The sequence below is a fragment of the Streptomyces sp. NPDC048606 genome, from assembly GCF_040650855.1.
In the GTDB taxonomy this organism is placed as follows: Bacteria; Actinomycetota; Actinomycetes; order Streptomycetales; family Streptomycetaceae; genus Streptomyces.
Window position 1 is genome coordinate 22,886 of sequence record NZ_JBEZIB010000015.1, and the last position, 21,513, is coordinate 44,398.

Below are 21,513 nucleotides of genomic sequence, written 5' to 3' on the forward strand. Positions count from 1 at the left end.
GACGGAGGGGGATCCGCCCCACCGGTTCAGATGTCGACGGTGACGTCGTAGGAGCGCAGCCAGGCGTCGAGCCACAGGGCCATCTCGATGCCGCCCCGGGAGTAGGAGCGGCTGACGTCGCCGGGCCGGCGGCCGAGGGTCCCGCGTACCCGTTCGAGGTCGAGGAAGGGTCGTACGGGCGCGTTCGGATCGGAGAGCAGGGTGTCGAGGCGCCCGCGCAGGGCCAGTTCGTAGCCGGGGTCCTGCGTCGCCGGATAGGGGGTCTTGACGCGCCGGACCACCGAGGCGGGCAGCAGGTCCGCGGTGGCGGCGCGCAGCAGGCTCTTCTCCCGCCCGTCGAAGGTCTTCATGGCCCAAGGGACGTTGAAGACGTACTCGACGAGCCGGTGGTCGCAGAACGGCACCCGGACCTCCAGGCCGACGGCCATGCTCATGCGGTCCTTGCGGTCCAGGAGGGTCTGGACGAAGCGGGTGAGGTTGAGGTGGGTGATCTCGCGCATGCGGCGTTCGCCGGCCTCCTCCCCCGCGAGGACCGGGACCTCGGCGAGGGCCTCGCGGTAGCGGCCGGCGCGGTAGCCGGGGATGTCCAGCTTGTCGAGCAGACCGCGGTCCAGCAGGCCGAGCCCGCCGAAGTAGCGGGCGGAGCCGGAGGTGAGCCAGGGGAAGGTGTCGGCGGCGATGGCGTTGGGGTTGCGGAACCACATGTAGCCGCCGAACAGCTCGTCGGCCGACTCGCCCGACAGCGCGACCGTCGAGCTCTGCCGGACGGCCCGGAACAGCAGGTACAGGGAGGGCCACATGTCCCCCCAGAAGGCCGGCGGCAGGTCCGTGGCCCGTAGTACGGCCTCCCGTACGCGCGGGTCGACGAGTTCGGCGCTGTCCAGCAGCACCTCCGTGTGCTCGGCACCGACGTGCCTGGCCACCTCGCGGGCGAAGGGGGTGTCCGCGGCCTCCCGTACGGCGTCGGGAGAGAAGCCCGCCGCCGGGTTGGCGAAGTCCACGGAGAAGGACCGCACCGGCCCCTCGCCGCGCTCGGCCATGGTCCGCGCGGCCAGGGCCGTCACCGCCGAGGAGTCCAGTCCGCCCGACAGCAGGGAGCACAGGGGGACGTCGGCGACCATCTGGCGCGAGACGATGTCCTCCAGCAGGCCGCGTACGGTGGCGATGGTGGTGGGCAGGTCGTCGGTGTGCTCGCGGGCCTCCAGCCGCCAGTAGCGGCGGCGGGTGACGCCCTGGCGGCGCACGCGCAGGAGCTGGCCGGGGCGGACCTCGCGCAGGCCCGTGAAGACCGCGTGCTCCGGGGTCTTCACCATGTCCAGTGCCTCGCACAGCCCTTCGGCGTCCACCCGGCGCGGGACGCCCGGGTGAGCGAAGAGGGCCTTGGGTTCCGAGCCGAAGACGACGCCGTGCGGGGTCTCGAACCAGTACAGGGGCTTGACGCCCATGCGGTCGCGCACCAGGAGGAGTTCCTCGGTGCGGGCGTCCCAGACGGCGAAGGCGTACATGCCGTTGAGGCGGTCGACGAGGCCCTCGCCCCACTCCAGGTAGGCGTGCAGGACGACTTCCGTGTCGCTGCGGGTGCGGAAGGCGTGGCCGCGCGAGATCAGCTCCGCGCGCAGTTCCCGGTGGTTGTAGACCTCGCCGCAGAAGGTCAGCGTGGCGACGGCGGATCCCCCCTCCGCGTACCGCATGGGCTGGACGCCGCCCTCCAGGTCGATGATGGACAGCCTTCGGTGTCCGAGCACGGCCCGGCGGGCGGCGAGGACACCCTCGGCGTCGGGCCCCCGGCAGGCGAGGGTGTCCGTCATCGCCCGGGCGACGGAGAGAGCGGAGGGGTCGGTGTCGAGGTCGCGCTCGTAGTCGACCCACCCGACGATTCCACACATCTGCTGTGAACCTTGCCTTCCCTGTCGCTGTTCGAATCGCCGTGACGGTCAGGCGGCCTGGGCGACGGCCTTGCCGACCTCGTCGAGGAGGCCCCGCGGGGTGGCGGTGACGCTGATCGCGTCGTCGGGCAGTTCGATGCCCAGTTCGCGTTCGATGGTGCGGACGGTGTTGAAGAGGGCGAGCGAGTCGTATCCGAGCGACTCGAAGTCGACGTCGAGGATGTCGCCCTCCAGGTTGATCTCCTCGTCCTCGCCGGCGCTCTCGCGCAGCGCGTCCACCAGTTCCTTGACGCCGAAGGCGCTCATGTCCACTCCTGTTTGTTCGTTGGTTGTCGTGTGCGTACGCCGTGCGTACGCCGTGTGTGCGTACGTGTGGGGGACGGTCGCGCGGGGGCGCGCTCGTCGGGTCAGCGCGCGTCCGCGCGGCTGACGACCATCGCGGAGTTGAAGCCCCCGTACCCCCGGGCCAGGACGAGCGCGTGGTCGAGCGGGGTCTCGCGGGCTTCGTCGAGGACCAGGTCGATGAGGTCCGCGTGGGCCGGGCGGGTGACGCCCACCGTGGGGGGGAGCACCCGGTCGCGCAGGGACAGCAGCGCCGTCGCCAGGTCGAGGGAGGCGCCTCCGGCGAGCAGCCGGCCCGTCATGCTCTTCGGGGCGGTGACGGGGACCCCGCGCGGGCCGAACACCTCCGCCAGGACCCGCGCCTCCACGCGGTCGAGTTCCGGTACTCCGCAGGCGTCGGCGAAGACCACGCCGACCTGGTCGGGGGTGACGTGCGCCTGGTCCAGCGCCGCCTCGACGGCGCGGCGCAGGCCGGGCGGTCGCCCGGATCCGGGCCTGGGGTCGAACGTGGAGGCGTGACCGGTGATCCGGCCGTAGCGCTTTTGCGCGCCGCGCCGGTCGGCGACCTCGGGGTCCTCGACGACGAGGAGGGCGCCGCCCTCGCCCGGTACGTATCCGGAGGCCTCGGTGTCGAAGGGCAGGTAGGCGCGCGTCGGGTCGTCGACGGTGGAGACGCGGCCCGAGCGGGACATGCACAGCCAGCCCCAGGGGCACAGGGCGCTGTCGACGCCGCCCGCCAACATCTGGGGGGTGCCCTGGTGGATGTGACGGCGGGCCTTGGCGACGGCGTCGAGGCCACCGGCCTGTTCGGTGACGAGGGCGGAGGCGGCGCCGCGCATGCCGTGCCGGATGGAGATCTGGCCGGTGTTGACGGGATAGAACCAGGCGAAGGCCTGGTAGGAGCTGACGTAGGCGCCGCCCTTGCTCCACAGCGCCTGCATCTCCCGCTGCCCGAACTCCATGCCGCCGCCCGAGGCGGCGGTGACCACGCCGACCGAGAAGTCCGGCATGGCGCGCGGGTCGAGGTCGGCGTCGGCCAACGCGTGTTCGGCTGCGACGAGCGCGAGGCGGGTCATGTGGTCGGTCTGGGGCAGGAGCCGACTCGGCAGGTGCTGCGCCGCGTCGAAGTCCTTGACCTCGCCGCCCACTCCCGAGCGATGGCCGTCGGTCTCGAAGCGGGTGATCGCGGCGATGCCGCTCTCGCCGCGCAGCGTCGCCTCCCAGTAGGGCTCGGTTCCCAGGCCGTTGGGCGCGACGATGCCCAGACCGGTCACGACGGGGGCGTTCATGCCGCCACCCGGTGGGGAGCGGTGAGCACGATCGCGCTCTGGAAGCCGCCGAAGCCGCTGGCCACGCTGAGGACGGCGTCGGACTTCCGCTCCCGGGCCGTCAGCGGTACGTAGTCCAGGTCGCATTCGGGGTCGGGCTCGTTCAGGTTGGCCGTCGGGGGGATGAGCCGGTGCTCGATCGCGAGGATGGAGGCGGCGACCTCCAGCGAGCAGATCGCCCCGAGGGAGTGCCCGATCATCGACTTGATGGAGCTGATGGGGGTCGTGTAGGCGTGGCGGCCGAGGCTGTGCTTGTAGGCCATGGTCTCGTGCAGGTCGTTCTGCTTCGTCGACGAGCCATGGGCGTTGACGTAGTCGATGTCCTGCGGGTTCAGGCGGGCGCGGTCGAGGGCGTTGGTGATGGCCTCGGACAGTTCCCGTCCGTCGGGGCGCAGCCCGGTCATGCTGAAGGCGTTGGCACGGGTGGCGTGTCCGGCGATCTCCGCGTAGACGTGGGCGCCGCGCCGCACGGCGTGCTCGTACTCCTCCAGGACGAGGATGGCCGAGCCCTCGCCGAGGGCGAAGCCGTTGCGGGTGCGGTCGAAGGGCCGCGAGGCGGTCGCCGGATCGTCGTTGCGCGGCGTCGTCGCCCGGATGGCGTCGAAGCAGGCGACGGTGATGGGCGAGATGGCCGCGTCGGAGGCGCCGCTGATCATGACGTCGGCGGAGCCCTCCGCGATCAGGTCGGCGGCGTGGCCCAGGACGTCGATCCCCGAGGTGCAGCCGGTCGACAGGACCCCGACGGGGCCTTCGGCCTCGGCGATCCAGGCGAGTTCGGCGGCCATGGAGGAGGGCGTGAAGTAGTCGTAGAGGTAGGGCGATCCGTGGGCCTCGTCGACCTGCCAGCCACGGCCCTCGTCGCTGACGACGGAGTACTCGTGGTCCAGGCTCTGGGTCATGCCGCAGGCGGTGCCGACCATGACGCCGGTGCGGTGCGGCTGCGCCGTGTCGAGGACCCCGCTGTCGGCGAGGGCCTCGCGCGCGGCGACCACCGCGAACTGCGTGGTGCGGTCCCAGGCCCGTATCTGACGCCGGCTGAGCCCCGAGGCGACGGGGTCGAAATCGCATTCCGCCGCGACGCGGGAGCGGAAGGCGCTCGCGTCGAACTGGGTGATCGTGCGCGTGGCGGTCCGGCCCTCGCTGAGCAGTTCCCAGAACTGCTTCGTCCCGATACCTCCGGGAGCGATCACACCGATCCCGGTCACCACGACGCGCCGGGCACCGTGTGGTCCTGGCATCGTTTCCCCTCTCCGCACCCGCTGTGCGACCCGCTTCGAATCCAGGGCGACAGTGTCGACCGGTGTCTTCAAGCCGGTTTGGAGGTGGGGCCGAGGCGGTCGTGCCCGGGACGGACTCGTGCCGCGTCCCGGGTCGGGGCATGCGAAAGGCCCCGATCTCCCTGAGGAGGCCGGGGCCTTCGATCGAGCGCTGGGCAGGCCTTGCACCTGCATCCCCCCACAGGAAGTGGGGTGCCTTTCCTTGGACCACCAACGCGTGGCCCGCTTCGTCGCTTGCGCGGGGCGGCGGGCTCAAGATCGACTATAGCACGGCTCGAACGTGGTCCCCAAGCCCGGCGGTGGGCTGCGCGGGGGCGCGTGTGACCATGGCCCCTTCGTGTTTCCGCACTTCACGGGGGATCCACCATGCGCGCCCGCACCACCTCCGCCGCGACCGCAGCGTGTTCCGCGCTCGTGGCGCTGCTCGTCCTGACCGGCTGCACCGGCGCGCCGGACGAGGGGCGGCCCGCCGCGTCCGCCGCGGCTCCCGCCGCCCCGGGCCCCGGGTCGGCCGGGGGCTTCGAGGGGCCGCGGCCGCAGGACCAGAACCTGTTGGCGTGGACGGGCGACCCGAACGACGCCGGGCACGTGACGGCCCAGTCGGCCGCGGGGGTGGGCGGACGGGTGACCCTGGTGCGGATCGTCCTGCGCGAGCGGATCACCTGGTCGAACATCTGGCTGGGCCTGGCCGGGATCGACCCGGCCGCGCAGCTGTCGAACTGCTACCTCGGGGTGTACGACGAGCGCGGGGTGCTGGTGGCCTCCACCGCGGACGTCTCGCCGATGCTGATGACGGACCCGATCGCGAAGCCGTTCCCGCTGGCGAAGCCCTTCACCGCCGAGCCCGGCACGTACTTCATCGCCCTGCTGCTGAACGGGAACTGGGCGACCAACGCCCTGACCCTGAAGTCCACCGGCGCCGGGATCTCCGTCAACGCCGGTCTGACGCCGCCGAAGCTGCGCTACAGCACCCTGCTGACGGGGCAGACCTCGCTGCCGGCCTCGGTGAACCTGGCGGAGCAGTCCACGTCGACCATCAACACCGGCTGGGCCAGCCAGTGGTACGCCGTCTCGTAGGCAACGCGCGGGGCCACGCACGGGGCCACGCGCGGCGGGCCCGCCTCGGGGAAGAGTCCGAAGCGGGCCCGGCCGGGATGCGCGCGGGGGTTACCAGGAGCGGTGGAACTTGACGTCGCCGCCGTTGCGGTCGAACCAGCCCATCATCCCCCAGTTGATCCAGCCGCCGTCGCCGCCGTTGTTGAAGGTGCCGGACTCGAAGATCCACAGGCCGTAGTGGACGTTGCCCCACTTGACGTTGGCGTAGACGCGGGTGCCCTGGAAGCGGTCGTCGTAGTTCTGGGACAGGTTGAACAGCATCACGTTGTGCCGGCCGCCGGCGGCGTTGAAGGCGGCCTCGACGGCCTGTTCGACGAACTTGCCGCGGTCGGAGGTCTTCACGCCGCGGACCGCGTCGGCGACCTTGCCGGCAACCCCGAGCTGGTCCATGGAGACGCTGACGACGGGGGTCTTCTCGTCGGCGGTGGCCCCGAGGTCACCGGCCCCGGCGGTGGTCGAGGCCGGCGTGGTGACGGCGTGGGCGGGGCGCTCCGCGGCCTGGGCGGGGGCGACGGCCCCCACGGTGACGGCGGCGGCGAGGGCGAGGCCCGCGAGTGCGGTGGTGCGGATCGACTTGGTGTTCATGACGGTGCTCCCGGTGCTCCGAAGAAGGGGAAGGGGAAGGGGAAGGGAAGGGGTGAAGGGGAGGGGATGGGGTCGCGGCGGGGGTCAGGAGAACTTGCGGAAGGTGACGTGGCCGCCGTCGCGGTCGAAGACCCCGCGGAAGGCCCAGTTGATCCAGCCGCCGTCGCCCTTGTTCCAGAACTGGCCGGAGTCGAAGACCAGGACGCGGTAGCGGCCGTGGATGCCGCTGACCTTGGCGTCGTAGACGATGTTGTGGAGCTCGCCGTAGTACTCGATCTGGTCGTTGATGACCATGACGTTGTAGCGCTGGCCGGACTCGTAGAAGGAGCCCTCCATCAGGCTCTTGACGTAGCCCGAGCGGTTCTGGCCGCGCTCGATGGCGTCGTTGACGATGTTGATGATCTTGTTCGTGATGTCGAGGGCCGCGGAGGCCACGTCGACCTTGGCGCCCATCGCGCCGACCTCGCCGGCCGGCTGGTGCGCCGCGGAGGAGGAGACGGGGACCGGCTGCGAGGGCGCGGCCTGGGCGGCGGACGCGGGGAGGGCGACCGCCGCGAGGGCGGCGGTGGTGGCGATCAGCAGGGCGGCGCGGTTGCGGAAGACGCTCATGGTCGTTTCTCCTTTTCGGGTGCACGGAAATTCGATCCCGGGGGTTTTCGGGCGCACGGGTCCCCGGAGTCGTTGTTTCGAGGAAGTTCACGGTGGAATGCGCGAGGATGCTCGCGCCGATGTCCGCAGATGTCTCCCCGGCGATTTCCGGGGTGTTCGCGGAGGATTACGGGGTAATTCCCCGGGGATTCACACGGGTAGTACGGGGCCGGCGGGCCGCGCGGACGGCGCCTCGGGCCGGCGCCCCGCCCTCACCAGGAGGTGACCAGGTGGTCGGCCAGGGCCTCCTCCGCGCGGGGGGCGACCGGCGCGGCGGCCGGCGCGGCCCCGCGCGGTCGGGCGGCGCGGGGGCGGCCGGTCGACAGCCGCCGTACGGCGAGGAACAGCAGGATCAGCAGGGCGGGCAGTGCCAGGGCCGCCGTGCGGCGGCGCCTCTGACTCCTCACGTCTCACCTCTCGTGTCGGGCGTCTCGCCCCGCCCGGTGGTTCAGCGGGGCGGTTCGCAGTCGGGGGTCTCGCAACCCCATTCGGTGTCACGGGTCCCGTCGACGGTGGTCGAGTGGGCCGGCGGGGCGGACCGGTCGGGGCCGGGAGCGGCGGAGGCCACATTGACCCCCAGGCCGAAGGTCGCGGCGGTGAAGACCACGGCGGTGATGACCTTGGACAGTTTCATCGAATTCTCCCGGCGCTCGTTTTCCCCTGGTTTCGCTTCGCTTTCGCGAGGCCTTCCGGGCGGTTTCTCTTCCTCCCCCCGGCTCTCCTCAAGCATCAGGCGGAACCTCGACCCCGGTCCAGCGGTCTTTCCTGCCAGTAAGGTGCATGTCCCCTTGATGAGGCGGGATGTTATGACCATATACGGGCAAAGAGACGCGGCCGGCCCCTTGGCGGACCTCGATATCCAGGCGTACCGCCATGTCCTGGAGCACGGCTCCACCTCGCCCGAAGCGCTCGCCCTCGCGCTCGGCGTCTCGACGGGCGAGGCCGAGACCGCCGTCGCCAACCTGCTGCGCGACCGGCTCCTCGCCCCGGTCCCGGGCAGCGACGGGCTCCTCACGGCCGTCAGCCCGCGCACCGCCGCCGCCGAGCTGGTGGGCGAGGAGGAGGACGCGCTGCGCCGCAGGTTGGCGGAACTCGACCGTACGCGGGCCCGGTTGACGGCCCTGAACCCGCTGTACGAGGCGGCCGGGCAGCGGCGCGGCGAGGTCGGCGGGATCGACGTCGTCGACTCCCGGGAGCGGGTGATGACCCTCATCTCCGACGCCGCCGGCCGCTGCGCCCACGAGTGCCTGACCGTCCAGCCGGGTGGAGGGCGTCCCGCCGGGCACCTGGAGCGGGCCCTGCCCCGCGACCTCGCCCTGATCTCCCGGGGGGTGCGGATGCGCACCCTCTACCAGCACACCGCCCGCTACAGCCCGCCCACGCAGGAGTACGCGGCGAAGGTGACGGCCGCCGGCGGGGAGATCCGTACGCTGGGCGAACTGTTCGGCAAGATGGTCATCTTCGACCGCGAGACGGCCTTCCTCCCCGTGTGGGACAACCCGCACGCCGGGGTGGTGCTGCGCGAGCCCTCGGCGGTCGCCTTCCTGTGCAGCGTCTTCAACACGGCGTGGAGCCTGGCCGAACCCTTCGCCACCTCCTACAGCAGCCTCACGGCCAACGCGCTGCGCACGACGATCGCCAAGATGCTGGCGGACGGCAGCAAGGACGAGGTCATCGCCCGCAAGCTCGGCATGTCCCTGCGGACGTGCCGCCGCCACATCTCCGAGATGATGGAGGAACTCGGCGCCACCAGCCGCTTCCAGGCCGGTTACCTGCTCTCCGCCTGCTCCCCCGCCGCGGCGCCGGTCGAACCGCCGCCGGCCCGGGCGGCGACGGGACCGTAGGGCGGCGGCGTACGGGTGGTGTCCGTCAGGCCGGGGTGACCAGGTCCGGGTAGGCGCTGTGGGCGGGGACGGCGGCGCCCCGGGCGAAGGCCCGCGCGAAGGCGTCCGGGCCGAGGGCGGCGCGGGCGCCGGCGGTGATCCGGTCGACGTCGGCGCGTTCCGCCGGGGGCAGGGGTGCTCCCGCGGAACGCCGGGCGGCGTCGGCGGCGCCGAGCAGGGCCGCCGCGCCGGCGGGGTCGCCGGCCAGGGCGCGGGCGCCGGAGAGTCCTTCGAGGGCCAGGGCCAGGGCGCGCGGGTCGCCGGTGGTACGGGCCATGGCGAGCCCCTCCTCCTGGAGGGCGAGGGCGGCTTCGGCGTCGCCGCGCAGTTCGGCGGCGTAGCCGAGTTCGGCCAGGACCAGGGCGTTGGCCCCGTCGAGGCCGACGGAGCGGTGCCAGTCGAGGACCCGCCGCATGTGGGCCTCGGCCTCGTCGAGGTCGCCGGCGCGACGGGCGCCCAGGCCCAGGCCCAGGACGGCGTTGATCTCCCCGGCCTGGAAGCCCTGTTCGGCGGCGAGCCTGCGGGAGCGTTCGTGCAGGTCGCGGGCGTCTTCGAGGTCGCCGGTGAGGAGGGCGCCGCGGCCCAGGCCCGACAGCAGGTCGGCGGCCTGGGTGGTCAGGCCGAGGCCCTCGGCGGTGTCGAGGCCCTCGCGGCGCAGCCGGGTGGCCCCGGGGTAGTCGCCGTGGATCTCGGCGAGCATCGCCAGGGGGTACACGGACCACAGGCGGGCGGCGCCGTCGCCGAGTTCCGCGAAGAGGGCGGCGCTGCGCTCGCCGTCGCGGGCGGCGCCGTCGAGGTCGCCGCCGAGGAGGCGCTGGGCGGAGCGGTCGGCGAGGGCGGCGGCCGTGCCCCAGTCGTCGTGGGCGGCGGCGAAGCCCTCCAGGGCGCGTTCGGTGAGTTCGCGGCCGGAGGAGAGGTCGCCGGTGCCGCACAGGGCGTGGCCCAGGAACCAGCGGGCGTGGGCGAGGTCGTGGGCGGTGCCGATGCCCTGGTCCTCGTAGGGGCGCAGGGAGCGGTGGATGCGTTCGGCGCGGTCGGCGCCCTCGCCGGCCATGATGGCGAAGCCGGTGCGCAGGACCTCGACGTGGGCGCGCAGGGCGGGTGTGGCGCCGCCCGGGGCGGCGAGGGCGGCCTCCAGGGAACGGCGTCCCTCGCCGAGCCGGCCGCGCAGGACCCAGTACCAGGACAGGGCGCGGACCAGGCGCAGGGCGGCGTCCGCGGGCGGCTCGGCGGGGGCTTCCTCGAACCCGGCGACGTCGACGGCGTCAACGGCGTTAACGCCGTTAACGCCGCCGGGGGTTGTCGGGGCGCCCGCGAGGGTGAGGGCGTGGGCGAGGGCGGCGCGCAGGTTGGCGGCCTCGGTGTCGAGGTGTTCCAGCCGGTCGCGCTGGCCGGCGGCGAGCAGGGCGGGTGCGGCGCGCTCGGCGAGGGCCAGGTGGTGGGCGAGGTGGCGGGAGCGGACGGTGCGTTCCTCGCCGGTCTCGGTGAGGCGTTCGGCGCAGTAGGCGGCCACCGATTCCAGCAGCCGGTAGCGGGGGCCGGCCGGGGTGGGCGTGAGGGCCAGCAGGGAGCGGTCCACGAGGCGGGCCAGCAGGTCGAGCACGTCCGCGGGGTCGAGGTCCTCGCCCGCGCACACCTCCTCGGCGGCCTCCAGGGTGCAGCCCTCGGCGTGTACGGCGAGGCGGCGCAGCACGGCCCGTTCGGGGGCGCCGAGCAGTTCCCAGCTCCAGTCGATGACGGCGCGCAGGGTCTGCTGGCGGGCGGGGGCGCCCCGGCGGCCGGAGTTCAGCAGGCGGAAGCGGTCGTCGAGGCGGTCCAGGACGCCGCGTACGCCGAGGGCGCGGACGCGGGTCGCGGCGAGTTCGAGGGCCAGGGGGATGCCGTCGAGGCGGGCGCAGATCGCCTCGACGCTCTCGCGGTTGTCGGCCTGGAGCGCGAAGCCGGGGGAGGTGGCGGCGGCGCGGGCGGTGAAGAGCTCGACGGCCGCCTGGAGTTCGAGGGTGGGGACCGTCCACAGGGTTTCGCCGGCGAGGGCGAGCGCTTCCTGGCTGGTGGTCAGCAGGCGCAGGCCGGGGGCGGTGCGCAGGAGGAGTTCGGCCAGTTCGGCGACCTCGTCGACGAGGTGCTCGCAGTTGTCGAGTACGAGGAGCAGTTCGCGGTCGCGCAGGGTGGCGGCCAGGCGTTGCCCGGCGGTGAGGCGGCGCTGTTCGGCGGGGAGCAGGCCCCACACGGCGTCGTCGCGGATGCCGAGGGCGCCGGCGACGGCCTCGGCGACCTCGGTGGTGCGGGAGCCGGGGGCGGCGGGGGCCGCCGCCGCGGGGCCGGCGGCGGGACGGTCGGTACCGGGACGGTCGGTGCCGTCGGGGTGGGGGCGGCGGGCGGGGCCGGCGCCGACGCCGGCGAGTTCGACGAGCCAGATGCCGTCGCGGAAGGCGTCGGGGTCGAGGCCGGCGGCCGTCTCGATGGCGAGGCGGGTCTTGCCGACGCCGCCGGGGCCGGTCAGGGTCACCAGGCGGCGGCCGGCGACGAGTTCGCGTACGGCCGCGACCGCCTGGTCGCGGCCCAGCAGCGGGGAGACGGCGGCGGGCAGGTTGGTGCGGGGCGCGGCGCCGGCGGGGTCCTCGGTCGGGGTCACGGGACCGGTGGCGGGGCCGGTGGCCGACGGGGAGGGCAGGGCGGGGGGCGCGGTGGGGGCCGGGGAGGCGGGCGGGGCGGGGTGCGGGGCGGAGAGCTCCGGGTCCTGGGTGAGGATGGCCCGCTGGAGTGCGGTCAGGGCGGGGCTGGGGTCGAGTCCGAGGTCCTCGGCGAGGCGGGCGCGCAGGTCCTCGTAGCCGGCGAGGGCCTCGCTCTGGCGGCCCGCGCGGTACAGGGCGCGCAGTTGGGCGGCGCGCAGGCGTTCGCGCAGGGGGTGGCGGGCGACGAGTTCGGCGAGTTCCCCGACGAGCTGGGCGTGTTCGCCCAGCTCGAGGCGGGCCTCGGCGTGTTCCTCGCGGACGACGAGCCGTTCCTCCTCCAGGCGGTTGGCGGCCGCGCGGGTGAAGGGGTCCTCCTCGAAGTCGGCGAAGGCCGGGCCGCGCCAGACGGCGAGGGCGTCGGCGAACAGGGAGGCGCGTACGGCCGGCCGCCCGGCGGCGCGGGCGCGGCCGGCGAGGGCGGCGAAGGCGGCGCTGTCGAGGGTGCCGTCGGGGGTGCGCAGGACGTAGCCGGGGGCCTGGGACTCGACGAGGTCGCGGGCGCCGGGCTCGGCTTCGTCGAGGGCGCGGCGCAGTTGGGAGACCTTCGCCTGGAGGGCGCGGGTGGGGTTGCCGGGAGGCTCCTCGCCCCACAGGTCGTCGATGAGGCGGTGGGTGGCGACGGGGCGTCCGGCGTCGACGAGGAGGGAGGCGAGGAGGGTCCGCACCTTCAGTTCGGGAACCCTGACGGGGGTTCCCTCGCTCGTCCACACCGCCAGCTGGCCCAGCACCCCGAATCGCATGCGGTCACCGTAACCCGGGCCCGAACAGGGCCGTAACAGAACCCGAACCGGATCCGAGCCGCCCGACCGCACTCTGAATCACGTCGGGGCCACAAGGGAGGCGACCGGCGAGGACGAAGCGACGAAGAGCACGAGAGCAAGAGGGAGCCCCGCCATGGGAAAGCTTGACGGCAAGACTGCGCTGGTGACCGGTTCGAGCCGCGGCATCGGCCGCGCGATCGCCCTGGCGCTGGCCGCCGAGGGCGCCCGGGTCGCCGTGCACTACGCCGGGAACGAGGCGGCGGCGAAGGAAACGGTGAACACGATCGAGGCGGCGGGCGGGCAGGCCTTCGCCATCCGCGCCGAACTGGGCGTGCCGGGTGACGCGGACGCCCTGTGGGCGGCGTTCGACGAGCACGCCGAAGGCCTGGACATCCTGGTCAACAACGCCGGCATCGCGGGCCCGGGCCTGATCCACGAAGTGTCGGAGGCCGACTACGACAAGGTCTTCGCGATCAACGCCAAGGCCCCCTTCTTCATCATCCAGAAGGGCCTGGACCGGCTGCGCGACGGCGGTCGCATCGTGAACGTCTCCTCGGGCGTCACCAAGGTGGCCTTCCCGGGGATGACCTCCTACGCGGCGAGCAAGGGCGCGGTCGAGGTGCTGACCCTGACGCTGGCGCAGACGCTGGGTTCGCGTCAGATCACGGTGAACGCGGTGTCCCCCGGCACGATCGAGACGGACATCCACCCGTGGATGGCCGACCCGGCCGCCAAGGCGCACGCCGCCGGGTTCTCGGTCTTCAACCGGGTCGGGCAGCCGGACGACGTGGCCGACGTGGTGGCCTTCCTGGCCTCGGACGACGCCCGCTGGGTCACCGGCCAGAACATCGACGTCTCCGGCGGCTCCGGGATGGGCGTCTGACGGCCCCCTGATCCGGTCGGGCCCGGGTACCGGCCGGGCCCGGCCGGGGTGTCCGGTCACCGCGAACCCCCGCGCCGGTGACCGGACACCCCTCCCGAACCACCGAACGAACCGAGCACAGACCCGAACACCGACCCGAACACAGACCCGAAGCCCGCACCCGCGTTCGCGCCCGATCGGAGGCCGTCCCGTGTCCAGGACCCTGCTCGTAGTGGCCCATCCCCGAGGCGACTCCCTGACCGCGCAGGTCGCGGAGCGCGCCCGCCGCCGGGCGGAGGCGGCGGGGAACTCCGTAGACCTGCTGGACCTGTACGCCGAGGGCTTCGACCCCCGGCTGACGCCGCCGGACGAACCCGACTGGCAGGACCGCGAGAAGCGCTACTCCCCCGAGGTGCACGCGCACATGCGGCGCATCGAGGAGGCCGACGACCTGGTGGTGGTCTTCCCGGTGTGGTGGTTCGCGCCGCCGGCGGTGGTCAAGGGCTGGATCGAACGGGTGTGGAACTACGGCTTCGCCTACGGGCGCAGCAAGCCGCGCCTGGCCGGGAAGCGGATGCTCTGGCTGGGCCTGGCGGGGCACGCGGAGGAGTTCTACGAGACCACCGGGCTCGGCAAGGCGTTGGAACTGCAACTGAGAGTGGGCGTCTCCGAGTTCTGCGGGGTCGGGGAGTCGGCGGTTCGGCTCCTGTACGGCACGGAGTTCTCGGGGATACCGGAGGCCTTGAGGCAGGCGCGGGCGCGGGAGGTGTTCGCTGCGGCCGACGGGATCCTGGCGGCGTTCGACGGTGTGGAGGCACCGGCGGAGCGGGCCGCGCGAGCGGCCCCGGCGGTGGTGCCGGCCTGAGAGACCCGCCCGAGGGGCGACGACGGAGGGAGAGCGTAGGGGCAGGAGAGCGAACGGCGCGAGGAGCGAGTGGGAGAGCGAGAGAAACGCAGTGATCCGAGACGGGTCCGGTGGCACGCCTGGAGGGGGGCGCGCCACCGGACCTTCGCCGTTTTCCGGTCGCGCGGTCCCGGTCGCGCGCGGGAGGTGTCGGAGGATCCCGCGCCGTACCGGGAGCTGTTCGCGCGGGTGCGTACGACCCTGCGGGAGGAGGGGGTGGGCCCGGCGATGGCCCGCTTCGCCGAGGGCCTGGGCGGCGGGGACGGGGACACGGGCTCGGGCGCGGGCGACGACGCCGCGGCGGGGCACGGGGCGAGCGCGCCGCCGCCCGAGGTGGCGGAGATGGCCCCGCGCATGTACGCGAACCTGCCGGTGTTCCTGGAACACGTGCTGGTCCCCTTCACCGCGAGCCGGCCGGACGTCGCCGCGCTGCGCGGGGCGCGCGGGCGGCTGGTGCTCGCCGCCGGGCGGGATTCGCGCGGGGTGGCTGCCCTGTACGGGCCGGCCGTCCGGCCGGCGGAGCTGACCGGGGCCGCGTTCGCGGAGTTCCCGGGCGGGCACGTGGCGTGCGCCGAGCGGCCCCGGGAGTTCACGGACCGGCTGCCGGCGGTGCCCGCCGGACAGTGGTTCCGGCGGGCCGTCACATCCGTGGGGTCCGGCGGGTCATGGGGGTGTCGAACGCGGTACGCCGCCCCGTCCACCCGCCGAGGAGCCCCCGATGTCCACCACCGCCACGATCGTCACCCTCGTCGCCGCCCTGATGGCCGCCTTCTCCGGGGTCTCGGTCCTGCGGCGGGCCGCGTTCGTCGTGGGTCCGCTGGCCGAGTACGGGGTGCCGAGGTCCTGGTGGAACCCGCTGGGCGCCGCCAAGATCGCCGGGGGCGTCGGGCTGCTCGCCGGATTCGCGGTGCCGGCCGTGGGCGTGGCCGCCGCGATCGGGCTGGTCGCCTACTTCGCCGGCGCCGTCGTCACCGTCCTGCGGGCACGCGCGTACGCCCACGTCGCCTTCCCGATGGTCTACGCCGCCCCGGCCGTCGCCGTCCTCGCGCTGCTCTGAGCGGACGCGCACGGCGCACGGCGCACGGCGCACGGCGCACGGCGCACGCGCCGAGGGGCCGCTCCTTCAGGAGCGGCCCCTCGGCGCGTCGGCCCGCGGGCGGTCGCCCGCCTACTCGCCGCCGCCGATCGGCGGGATGCGGCGCAGGAGCGTCGCCACCGCCACCGCCGTCAGGAGGGCGAGGCCCGCGCTGACCAGGGAGGCCGTGTGGAATCCGGAGGAGAAGGCGTCCCGGGCGGCGGTGAGCAGGTCGGCGCCGAGGGTGTCGGACAGCCGGCCGGCCGCGTCGGTGGCGCCGCCGATGGTGTCGCGGGCCGAGGCGAGGGCCTCGGCGGGGATGCCGGCCGGGGCGGTCGCGGCGACCTCGTCGCGGTAGACGGCCACCGCGACGCTGCCGGTGCCGGCGATGCCGAGGGCCAGGCCGAGGTCGTACGCCGTCTGGCCGGTGGCCGCGGCGGAGCCGGCCTTCTCCGCCGGGGCGGAGCCCACCGCGAGGGCGGTGCCGAGGACGCTGATCGGGGCGATGCCGAACATGACGAGCGTGAGGCCCAGGGAGACGGCCACGACCCCGTCGACGGTGGAGAGCCAGAAGCCGATCAGGGTGAAGGCCAGGCCGGCGAGGATCACGTACGCCGGACGGATCCGACGGGCGAGGACCGGGGTCAGCTGCGAGCCGAGGACCAGGCCGGCGGCTCCGGGCAGCAGCCACAGTCCGGCGGCGAGCGGGGTGAGGCCCTCGATGGCGAGCAGGTACTGCGGGACCAGGTACTCGATGCCGTTGAGGGCCATCATGCCGAGCAGCAGGGCCAGCAGGGCGCCGGTGAAGGCGCGGTGGGAGAACAGCCGCAGGTCGAGCAGCGGGGTGGCGAGCCGGTTCTGGCGGCGTACGAAGAGCAGGGCGAAGGCGGCGCCGACGGCGATGGCCGTCAGGTAGGAGCCTTCGAGGCCGTACTCGGCGAGCTTCTTGACCCCGTAGACGACGGGCAGGATCGCGAGGAGGAACAGTCCGGCGCTGGGCAGGTCGATCCGGCCGGCGGACGGGTCGCGGTACTCGGGGAGCAGCAGCGGCGCCAGGAGGACGACCGGGATCATGATCGGGACGCCGAGCAGGAAGACGGATCCCCACCAGAAGCTGTTGAGCAGGACGCCGCCGATGACGGGGCCGATGGCGATGCCGACGGAGAGGGCGGTGACCCACATGGCGATGGCGGTGGCCCGCTGGCGGGCGTCGGCGAACATGTGGGTGATCAGCGCGAGCGTCGACGGGAGGACCGCGGCGCCGGCGACGCCGAGCAGGGCCCGGGCGACGATGAGCGTGGTCGGGTTCGGGGCGTACGCGGCGAGCAGCGAGGCGGCGATGACTCCGACGGACCCGGCGAGCAGCAGTTTGCGGCGTCCGATCCGGTCCCCGAGCGTGCCCATGATGACGAGGAAGCCGGCCGTCATGAAGCCGTACATGTCGGTGGTCCAGAGCAGTTCGCTGCTGGAGGGGCGCAGGTCGGCGGTCAGGTACGGGGTGGCCAGCCAGAGCACGCCGAGGTCGGCGGTCATCAGGGTGACGGGCAGGAGCAGGACGGCGAGGCCCAGCCACTGGCGCGGGCCGGCGCGGGTGGGAAGTGCTGCGGAGGTGTCGGGGGCGGTGGTCGTCGAAGTCATGGGAACACGGTGCGGGGCGGCGTCTCGGATCCGGCTCGGATGCGGTTGCGGTGCTGTTCCGGTGCGGCTCCGGTGCGGCTCCGGTGGCGGATCGGCGCAGGTGGTGGGGGGTGCGGGCGTGCCGGGGCCGGTGTGCGGGCCCCGGCACGCGGATCGGGCGGCTCGGGCGACTCAGCCGGCCCAGGGGGCCAGCGGGTACCAGATGAGGTCGCGGCGGGCGAGCATCCGCACGTCCCAGTAAAGGATCATGAAGACGCCCGCGGCGACGAAGGCGGCGGCCATGAGCGCGGAGACCCGGCTGGGCCGGGCGGTGAGCAGGCGGTGGAGGCGGTCGCCGAAGAGGGCGGTGACCAGCAGGAAGAGCAACCCTACGAGGACGATGTTGCCGAGGGACTGGAAGGCGAAGGCGGCGGCCCCGTAGAGCACGTTGTGGCTCTCGGCGGCGTCGCGGAAGAGCTGTCGGAACAGGCCGAAGGGGCGGCCGAGGAGGAGGGCTCCGGTCATCGCGCCCATGAGGTACATGGGGGCGCCGGGGAAGCGCGCGGTGAGGCGGGCGAGGGGGTCGCGGACGAGTCCGGCGGCGGCGAGGCCGAGCCAGGTCATGGCCAGGCCCATGATCCCGTAGACCACCATGGCCTGGATGATCCGCGGGGAGAAGCCTCCGGCCGGGGAGGCCGTCTGGAACTGCGGCATGCCGGTGCCGACGACGGCGACGACCGCTCCGTAGAGGGCGGAGACCACGAGCGCGCCGACGGCGAGCCGGCCGAGGGGGCGCAGGGCTGCGACGGCGCGGCCCCGGCGGCCGGAGACCTGGCCGGCGAGCGGGGCGATGGCGCTGAAGACGGCGATGTTGCAGGCGGTGAAGGTGCCGGCCACCCCGGTGGCGAGGGCGAAGGCGATGCCGGCGAGGGCGCCGGTGAGCGGGGCGTCCTTGGCGGGGTGGCCGAGGAGGGCCTCGGAGACGTTGGCGCCGATGGTCTGGTCGACGAACTCGGCCGACCAGATGACGGTCAGGGCGAAGCCGACGAGCGCGCCGAGCCCGAGGACGAGGGCCCGGCGGCGCGGGGCGTGGCCGTTGAAGAAGAAGGAGGGGGCGCGGGTCGGGCGGTGCGAGCGGGGCGTTGCGGCGGAACGGGACGCGACCTCGGTCATGTGCTTCCTTCTCGGGAGGCGGTACGGGGACGTGCCTGCGGGAGGGCGTGCGGTGCCGTGCGAGGGGCCGGCCGTGACGGGCGCGTGAGCGGTGCGCGCGGTGTCACGGCCGGCGGGGCGCGGGGCCGGGCCGGCCCTCGGGGGTGGTGGCGGGTGCGCGGGCCGGCCCCCTCGGGGGCCGGTGGCGGACGCGGACGCCGGGGTGCTCGGGGAGCCCGTGCCCCGCGTGGACGCCGGTGTCCTCGCGGGGCGGGTGGCGTGCGCCGACGCCGGGCTGTTCGGGGGCCGGTGCCGTGCGCCGGGGCCGGTGCGCTCAGGGGCCGTTGGCGTGCGCGAGCGTGGACTTCCGGTCCGGGGCCGGTCCGGGGCGGTCGGCGTCGGCGGCGTCGGCATCGGCGCCGAAGCGGGCGGCGGAGGCGAGGGCGGCGGCCGGGAGCGCGAGGAGGACGGCGGCCATGGCGCCCGCGACGAACCAGCCCGAGGCGCCGCGTTCGGCGAGGTAGGTCGCGAGGGCCGGGGAGACGCCGCCGAGCACGGCGTTGGTGACGGCGTGCGGGAGGCCGATGCCGAGGACCCGGACCTCGGGCGGGAAGATGCCGGAGAGGATCGCGGGCAGGGTGGTGGTGGCGCAGACGAGGAAGAGGGCGCCGCTGCCGTAGGCCAGCAGCAGGCTCGGGAAGTCGCCGCTCATGGTGAGGTAGCCGTAGGAGCCGACGGCGGCGAAGAGCACGCTCGCGGCGGCCAGGAACCTGCGGGGGCCGACCTTGTCGGCCAGCAGTCCGATGGGCACGTTGGCCGCGATGACGAGGGCGGTGCCGCCGACCACCACCCAGAACATGGTGGAGGGCGAGGACAGGCGCGCGCCCATCGCCGGGACGACGCCGGTCCAGGTGCCGCCGATGGTGGCGATGCCCGCGACGAACAGGACCGAGACCAGGACCTGGCGGCGGTGGGCGCCGAGGACGCGGCGCAGCGAGCCGCGGGTGGGCAGGGTGCGGACCTCGCGGCGGAAGACGTCGGTCTCCGTCATCCGGGCGCGCATCACCATGAGGACGAGGCCGAAGACGGCGCCGAGGACGAACGGGACGCGCCAGCCCCAGGAGGCCATCGCCTCCGGGCCGAGGCCGCCGGTCAGTCCCGCGCCGAGGAGGGAGGCGAGGAGGACCCCGGAGGCGGTGGTGAGGGAGAAGAGGCTGCCGTAGAGGCAGGCGCGGCCGCGGGGGGCCTGTTCCATCAGGTAGGCGGCGGCGGTGGGCCATTCGCCGCCGGCCGATATGCCCTGCGCGATGCGGGCGAGGAGCAGCAGGAGCGGTGCGGCGAGGCCGATGGTGCCGTGGTCGGGGGTGACGGCGATGAGGAGGGAGCCGCCGGTCATGAGGCCGATGGCCAGCATCAGTGCGGGTCTTCGGCCGCGCCGGTCCGCGTACCGGGCCAGGAGCACGCCTCCGACGGGCCGGGCGAGGACGCCGATGCCGAGGACGGCGAAGGCGCCGAGGAGGGAGGTGAGCGGGTGGGAGGAGGGGAAGAAGCGGGGGGCGAAGAGGGGGGCGAAGAGGGCGTACGCGAGCCAGTCGAAGGACTCGACGAAATTGCCGACGACCGTGGCGGCGACCGCCCGACGGTGGGTGGGTGCGGGCGGACTCGAACTCATGGACTCTCCCGATCGGTTCCGGCCTCGGTGGCGAGGGGGGATCATCGTGGCGGGGCGGCCGGAGGGCGGCCAACTCCCAGCGTGCCCCTCCGCGCGGTGATCGACGCCGGCCTTTTCCGGCCGCACGGATCCGGCGACGGACCGCATTCCAGGAGAAGTCCCGGCGGCGGGCGGCGCCGACAATGGCGCCGGGGGGCTGGCTGGACCGGGAGGCCGATCGAATTGACGGTGATCATGTCCGCGGCGCCGATCGCGCCACTGTCCTCGCAGGCGTTGCTGTTGTTCCTGCTCCAGGCCGGGGCGTTGCTGGCGCTCGCGTCGGCCCTGGGCGCCCTGGCCGTGCGGTGGCGGATGCCGGCGCTGGTGGGCGAGCTGACGGCCGGCGTGCTGCTCGGTCCCTCCCTCCTGGGCTGGGTCGCGCCCGCGCTGTCGGACCGGCTCTTCCCCCGGGACGCCGCGCAGATGCACCTGCTCGACGCCGTGGGACTGTTGGGTGTGCTGTTCCTGGTCGCCCTCGCGGGAACGCACGTGGACCTGGGGCTGGTGAGACGTCAAGGGGGCACGGCCCTTCGCGTGAGCCTCGGCGGGCTGGTCGTGCCCCTGGCGGGCGGGATCGCCGTCGGGCTGCTGTTGCCGACGGGCCTCGCCGGTCCGGGCACCGATCCGATGGTCTTCGCCCTCTTCATGGGCGTCGCGATGTGCGTGAGCGCCATTCCGGTGATCGCCAAGACCCTCACGGACATGAACCTGATGCACCGCAAGGTGGGTCAGCTGACGATGGCCGCCGCGGTCTTCGACGACGTCTGCGGGTGGGTGATGCTCTCCCTGCTGTCCGCCATGGCCGTCTCGGGGATCCACGCGGGTGACGTGGCGCGGTCGGTGGCCGCGGTCGCCGTGGCGGGCGCGGCCGCGGTGTGGGTCGTGCGGCCGGCGGCGCGACAGGTCCTGCGCCGGGCCGGCGGCTCGGGGGCGGTGTTGTCCTGTCTGGTGGTGCTGATCCTCCTCTCGGCCGCCGGCAGTCAGGCGCTGGGGTTGGAGGCGATCGTCGGCGCGTTCGCCTGCGGGCTCGCGATCCGTTCGGTCGCCTCGGAGGCGGGCGAGGGCCTGGCGGCCCTCGACCCGCTGCGCCGCGTGCTGACGGGCGTGTTGGCGCCGTTGTTCTTCGCGACGGCGGGCCTGCGGATCGACCTGACGGCCCTGGCGGACGTGCGGCTGGCGCCCCTGGCCCTGCTGGTGCTGGTGATCGCCGTCGTCGGGAAGTTCGCGGGGGTGCTGCTGGGCGCGATGGCCGGCGGGGTCGGGCGTTGGGAGGGGCTGGCGCTCGGCGCCGCGCTCAACGCGCGCGGGGTCATCGAGGTGGTGATCGCCACCGCCGGACTGCGGATGGGGGTGCTCACCACGGCCTCCTACACGATGGTGGTGCTGGTGGCCGTGGTGACCTCGCTGATGGCGCCGCCGATGCTGCGCTGGACGATGCGCCGGGTGAGGACGACCGAGGAGGAGACCTCGCGGCTGGCGGCGTACCAGAGGCTGTGGGAGCCCCGGGGGGCGCCGTGCCCGGAGGAGTCCGGGGCGCGGCCGGAGCGGGTCGAGCACGGCGAGCACGGCAAGTACGTCGAGCGCGTCGAGCGCGTCGAGCGGACATGAACGCGGCGCCCCCGCCCCGGTGA

The 21,513-nt window shown here is 74.1% G+C and carries 18 protein-coding genes; 6 read left to right on the top strand and 12 right to left on the bottom strand.

Annotated features, from left to right (window positions below; all coding sequences use genetic code 11):
• Positions 1–26 precede the first annotated feature (26 nt).
• The 4 genes from asnB to AB0D01_RS18155 form a co-directional block, all read right to left on the bottom strand.
• Entirely contained in the window at positions 27–1,886 is a 1,860-nt protein-coding gene (gene asnB / locus AB0D01_RS18140; RefSeq protein WP_363056289.1) for an asparagine synthase (glutamine-hydrolyzing), read from the bottom strand.
• Between the two features lie 48 nt (positions 1,887–1,934).
• Positions 1,935–2,192, bottom strand: coding sequence for an acyl carrier protein (locus tag AB0D01_RS18145; RefSeq protein WP_363056291.1), 258 nt, complete (start codon positions 2,190–2,192; stop codon positions 1,935–1,937).
• A gap of 101 nt (positions 2,193–2,293) precedes the next feature.
• Positions 2,294–3,517, bottom strand: coding sequence for a ketosynthase chain-length factor (locus tag AB0D01_RS18150; protein ID WP_363056293.1), 1,224 nt, complete (start codon positions 3,515–3,517; stop codon positions 2,294–2,296).
• Positions 3,514–4,794 carry a beta-ketoacyl-[acyl-carrier-protein] synthase family protein gene (locus tag AB0D01_RS18155; RefSeq protein WP_363056295.1) on the bottom strand — a complete coding sequence of 427 codons (1,281 nt, stop codon included), beginning with the start codon at positions 4,792–4,794 and terminating at the stop codon, positions 3,514–3,516. The genes AB0D01_RS18150 and AB0D01_RS18155 overlap by 4 nt, the downstream gene beginning before the upstream one ends.
• A 405-nt stretch (positions 4,795–5,199) precedes the next feature.
• Between AB0D01_RS18155 and AB0D01_RS18160 the strand changes: the two genes are divergently transcribed.
• Positions 5,200–5,910 carry a hypothetical protein gene (locus tag AB0D01_RS18160; RefSeq protein WP_363056297.1) on the top strand — a complete coding sequence of 237 codons (711 nt, stop codon included), beginning with the start codon at positions 5,200–5,202 and terminating at the stop codon, positions 5,908–5,910.
• 90 nt (positions 5,911–6,000) lie between these two features.
• Here AB0D01_RS18160 and AB0D01_RS18165 read toward each other — a convergent pair whose 3' ends face one another.
• From AB0D01_RS18165 to AB0D01_RS18180, 4 genes are all read right to left on the bottom strand, one after another.
• Positions 6,001–6,534, bottom strand: coding sequence for a stress protein (locus AB0D01_RS18165; protein WP_363056299.1), 534 nt, complete (start codon positions 6,532–6,534; stop codon positions 6,001–6,003).
• Between the two features lie 84 nt (positions 6,535–6,618).
• Positions 6,619–7,143, bottom strand: a complete 525-nt coding sequence (locus tag AB0D01_RS18170; RefSeq protein WP_363056301.1) for a stress protein — start codon at positions 7,141–7,143, stop codon at positions 6,619–6,621.
• Positions 7,144–7,394: 251 nt separating this feature from the next.
• A complete protein-coding gene (locus AB0D01_RS18175) occupies positions 7,395–7,589 on the bottom strand; it encodes a hypothetical protein (protein ID WP_363056303.1) in 195 nt (64 codons plus the stop codon).
• Positions 7,590–7,630: 41 nt separating this feature from the next.
• The gene (locus AB0D01_RS18180) at positions 7,631–7,816 is read right to left on the bottom strand and encodes a hypothetical protein (RefSeq protein ID WP_363056305.1); all 186 of its coding nucleotides are present in this window, start codon (positions 7,814–7,816) and stop codon (positions 7,631–7,633) included.
• A 208-nt stretch (positions 7,817–8,024) separates the two neighbouring features.
• On the opposite strand from AB0D01_RS18180, the gene AB0D01_RS18185 reads away from it, so the two are divergent.
• Complete coding sequence (locus AB0D01_RS18185; RefSeq protein WP_363056307.1) at positions 8,025–9,026, top strand: LuxR C-terminal-related transcriptional regulator; 1,002 nt, start codon at positions 8,025–8,027, stop codon at positions 9,024–9,026.
• Positions 9,027–9,051: 25 nt separating this feature from the next.
• On the opposite strand, the gene AB0D01_RS18190 is transcribed toward AB0D01_RS18185, so the two are convergent.
• Positions 9,052–12,540 carry a BTAD domain-containing putative transcriptional regulator gene (locus AB0D01_RS18190; protein ID WP_363056309.1) on the bottom strand — a complete coding sequence of 1,163 codons (3,489 nt, stop codon included), beginning with the start codon at positions 12,538–12,540 and terminating at the stop codon, positions 9,052–9,054.
• Positions 12,541–12,694: 154 nt separating this feature from the next.
• Between AB0D01_RS18190 and AB0D01_RS18195 the strand changes: the two genes are divergently transcribed.
• The 3 genes from AB0D01_RS18195 (at position 12,695) to AB0D01_RS18205 (ending at position 15,384) form a co-directional block, all read left to right on the top strand.
• On the top strand, positions 12,695–13,444 hold the full coding sequence (locus AB0D01_RS18195; protein WP_363056311.1) for an SDR family oxidoreductase: 750 nt from the start codon (positions 12,695–12,697) through the stop codon (positions 13,442–13,444).
• Between the two features lie 190 nt (positions 13,445–13,634).
• Positions 13,635–14,288: an NAD(P)H oxidoreductase gene (locus tag AB0D01_RS18200; protein WP_363056313.1), complete on the top strand. Its 654-nt coding sequence runs from the start codon at positions 13,635–13,637 to the stop codon at positions 14,286–14,288.
• Positions 14,289–15,045: 757 nt separating this feature from the next.
• Entirely contained in the window at positions 15,046–15,384 is a 339-nt protein-coding gene (locus AB0D01_RS18205; protein WP_363056315.1) for a DoxX family protein, read from the top strand.
• 111 nt (positions 15,385–15,495) lie between these two features.
• On the opposite strand, the gene AB0D01_RS18210 is transcribed toward AB0D01_RS18205, so the two are convergent.
• The 3 genes from AB0D01_RS18210 to AB0D01_RS18220 all read right to left on the bottom strand — a co-directional run bounded on the left by AB0D01_RS18210 (position 15,496) and on the right by AB0D01_RS18220 (position 19,843).
• A complete protein-coding gene (locus AB0D01_RS18210) occupies positions 15,496–17,040 on the bottom strand; it encodes an MFS transporter (RefSeq protein ID WP_363056317.1) in 1,545 nt (514 codons plus the stop codon).
• 171 nt (positions 17,041–17,211) lie between these two features.
• On the bottom strand, positions 17,212–18,192 hold the full coding sequence (locus tag AB0D01_RS18215) for a hypothetical protein (protein ID WP_363056319.1): 981 nt from the start codon (positions 18,190–18,192) through the stop codon (positions 17,212–17,214).
• 313 nt (positions 18,193–18,505) lie between these two features.
• The gene (locus tag AB0D01_RS18220; protein ID WP_363056321.1) at positions 18,506–19,843 is read right to left on the bottom strand and encodes an MFS transporter; all 1,338 of its coding nucleotides are present in this window, start codon (positions 19,841–19,843) and stop codon (positions 18,506–18,508) included.
• Between the two features lie 234 nt (positions 19,844–20,077).
• Between AB0D01_RS18220 and AB0D01_RS18225 the strand changes: the two genes are divergently transcribed.
• Positions 20,078–21,490: a cation:proton antiporter gene (locus AB0D01_RS18225; RefSeq protein WP_363056323.1), complete on the top strand. Its 1,413-nt coding sequence runs from the start codon at positions 20,078–20,080 to the stop codon at positions 21,488–21,490.
• The last annotated feature ends 23 nt before the right edge of the window (positions 21,491–21,513 follow it).

Bases quoted from the DNA above. Each gene is read 5' to 3' on its own strand.
- asnB (WP_363056289.1), bottom strand. From the start codon at position 1,886: ATGTGTGGAATCGTCGGGTGGGTCGACTACGAGCGCGACCTCGACACC.
- AB0D01_RS18145 (WP_363056291.1), bottom strand. From the start codon at position 2,192: ATGAGCGCCTTCGGCGTCAAGGAACTGGTGGACGCGCTGCGCGAGAGC.
- AB0D01_RS18150 (WP_363056293.1), bottom strand. From the start codon at position 3,517: ATGAACGCCCCCGTCGTGACCGGTCTGGGCATCGTCGCGCCCAACGGC.
- AB0D01_RS18155 (WP_363056295.1), bottom strand. From the start codon at position 4,794: ATGCCAGGACCACACGGTGCCCGGCGCGTCGTGGTGACCGGGATCGGT.
- AB0D01_RS18160 (WP_363056297.1), top strand. From the start codon at position 5,200: ATGCGCGCCCGCACCACCTCCGCCGCGACCGCAGCGTGTTCCGCGCTC.
- AB0D01_RS18165 (WP_363056299.1), bottom strand. From the start codon at position 6,534: ATGAACACCAAGTCGATCCGCACCACCGCACTCGCGGGCCTCGCCCTC.
- AB0D01_RS18170 (WP_363056301.1), bottom strand. From the start codon at position 7,143: ATGAGCGTCTTCCGCAACCGCGCCGCCCTGCTGATCGCCACCACCGCC.
- AB0D01_RS18180 (WP_363056305.1), bottom strand. From the start codon at position 7,816: ATGAAACTGTCCAAGGTCATCACCGCCGTGGTCTTCACCGCCGCGACC.
- AB0D01_RS18190 (WP_363056309.1), bottom strand. From the start codon at position 12,540: ATGCGATTCGGGGTGCTGGGCCAGCTGGCGGTGTGGACGAGCGAGGGA.
- AB0D01_RS18195 (WP_363056311.1), top strand. From the start codon at position 12,695: ATGGGAAAGCTTGACGGCAAGACTGCGCTGGTGACCGGTTCGAGCCGC.
- AB0D01_RS18205 (WP_363056315.1), top strand. From the start codon at position 15,046: ATGTCCACCACCGCCACGATCGTCACCCTCGTCGCCGCCCTGATGGCC.
- AB0D01_RS18210 (WP_363056317.1), bottom strand. From the start codon at position 17,040: ATGACTTCGACGACCACCGCCCCCGACACCTCCGCAGCACTTCCCACC.
- AB0D01_RS18215 (WP_363056319.1), bottom strand. From the start codon at position 18,192: ATGACCGAGGTCGCGTCCCGTTCCGCCGCAACGCCCCGCTCGCACCGC.
- AB0D01_RS18220 (WP_363056321.1), bottom strand. From the start codon at position 19,843: ATGAGTTCGAGTCCGCCCGCACCCACCCACCGTCGGGCGGTCGCCGCC.
- AB0D01_RS18225 (WP_363056323.1), top strand. From the start codon at position 20,078: ATGTCCGCGGCGCCGATCGCGCCACTGTCCTCGCAGGCGTTGCTGTTG.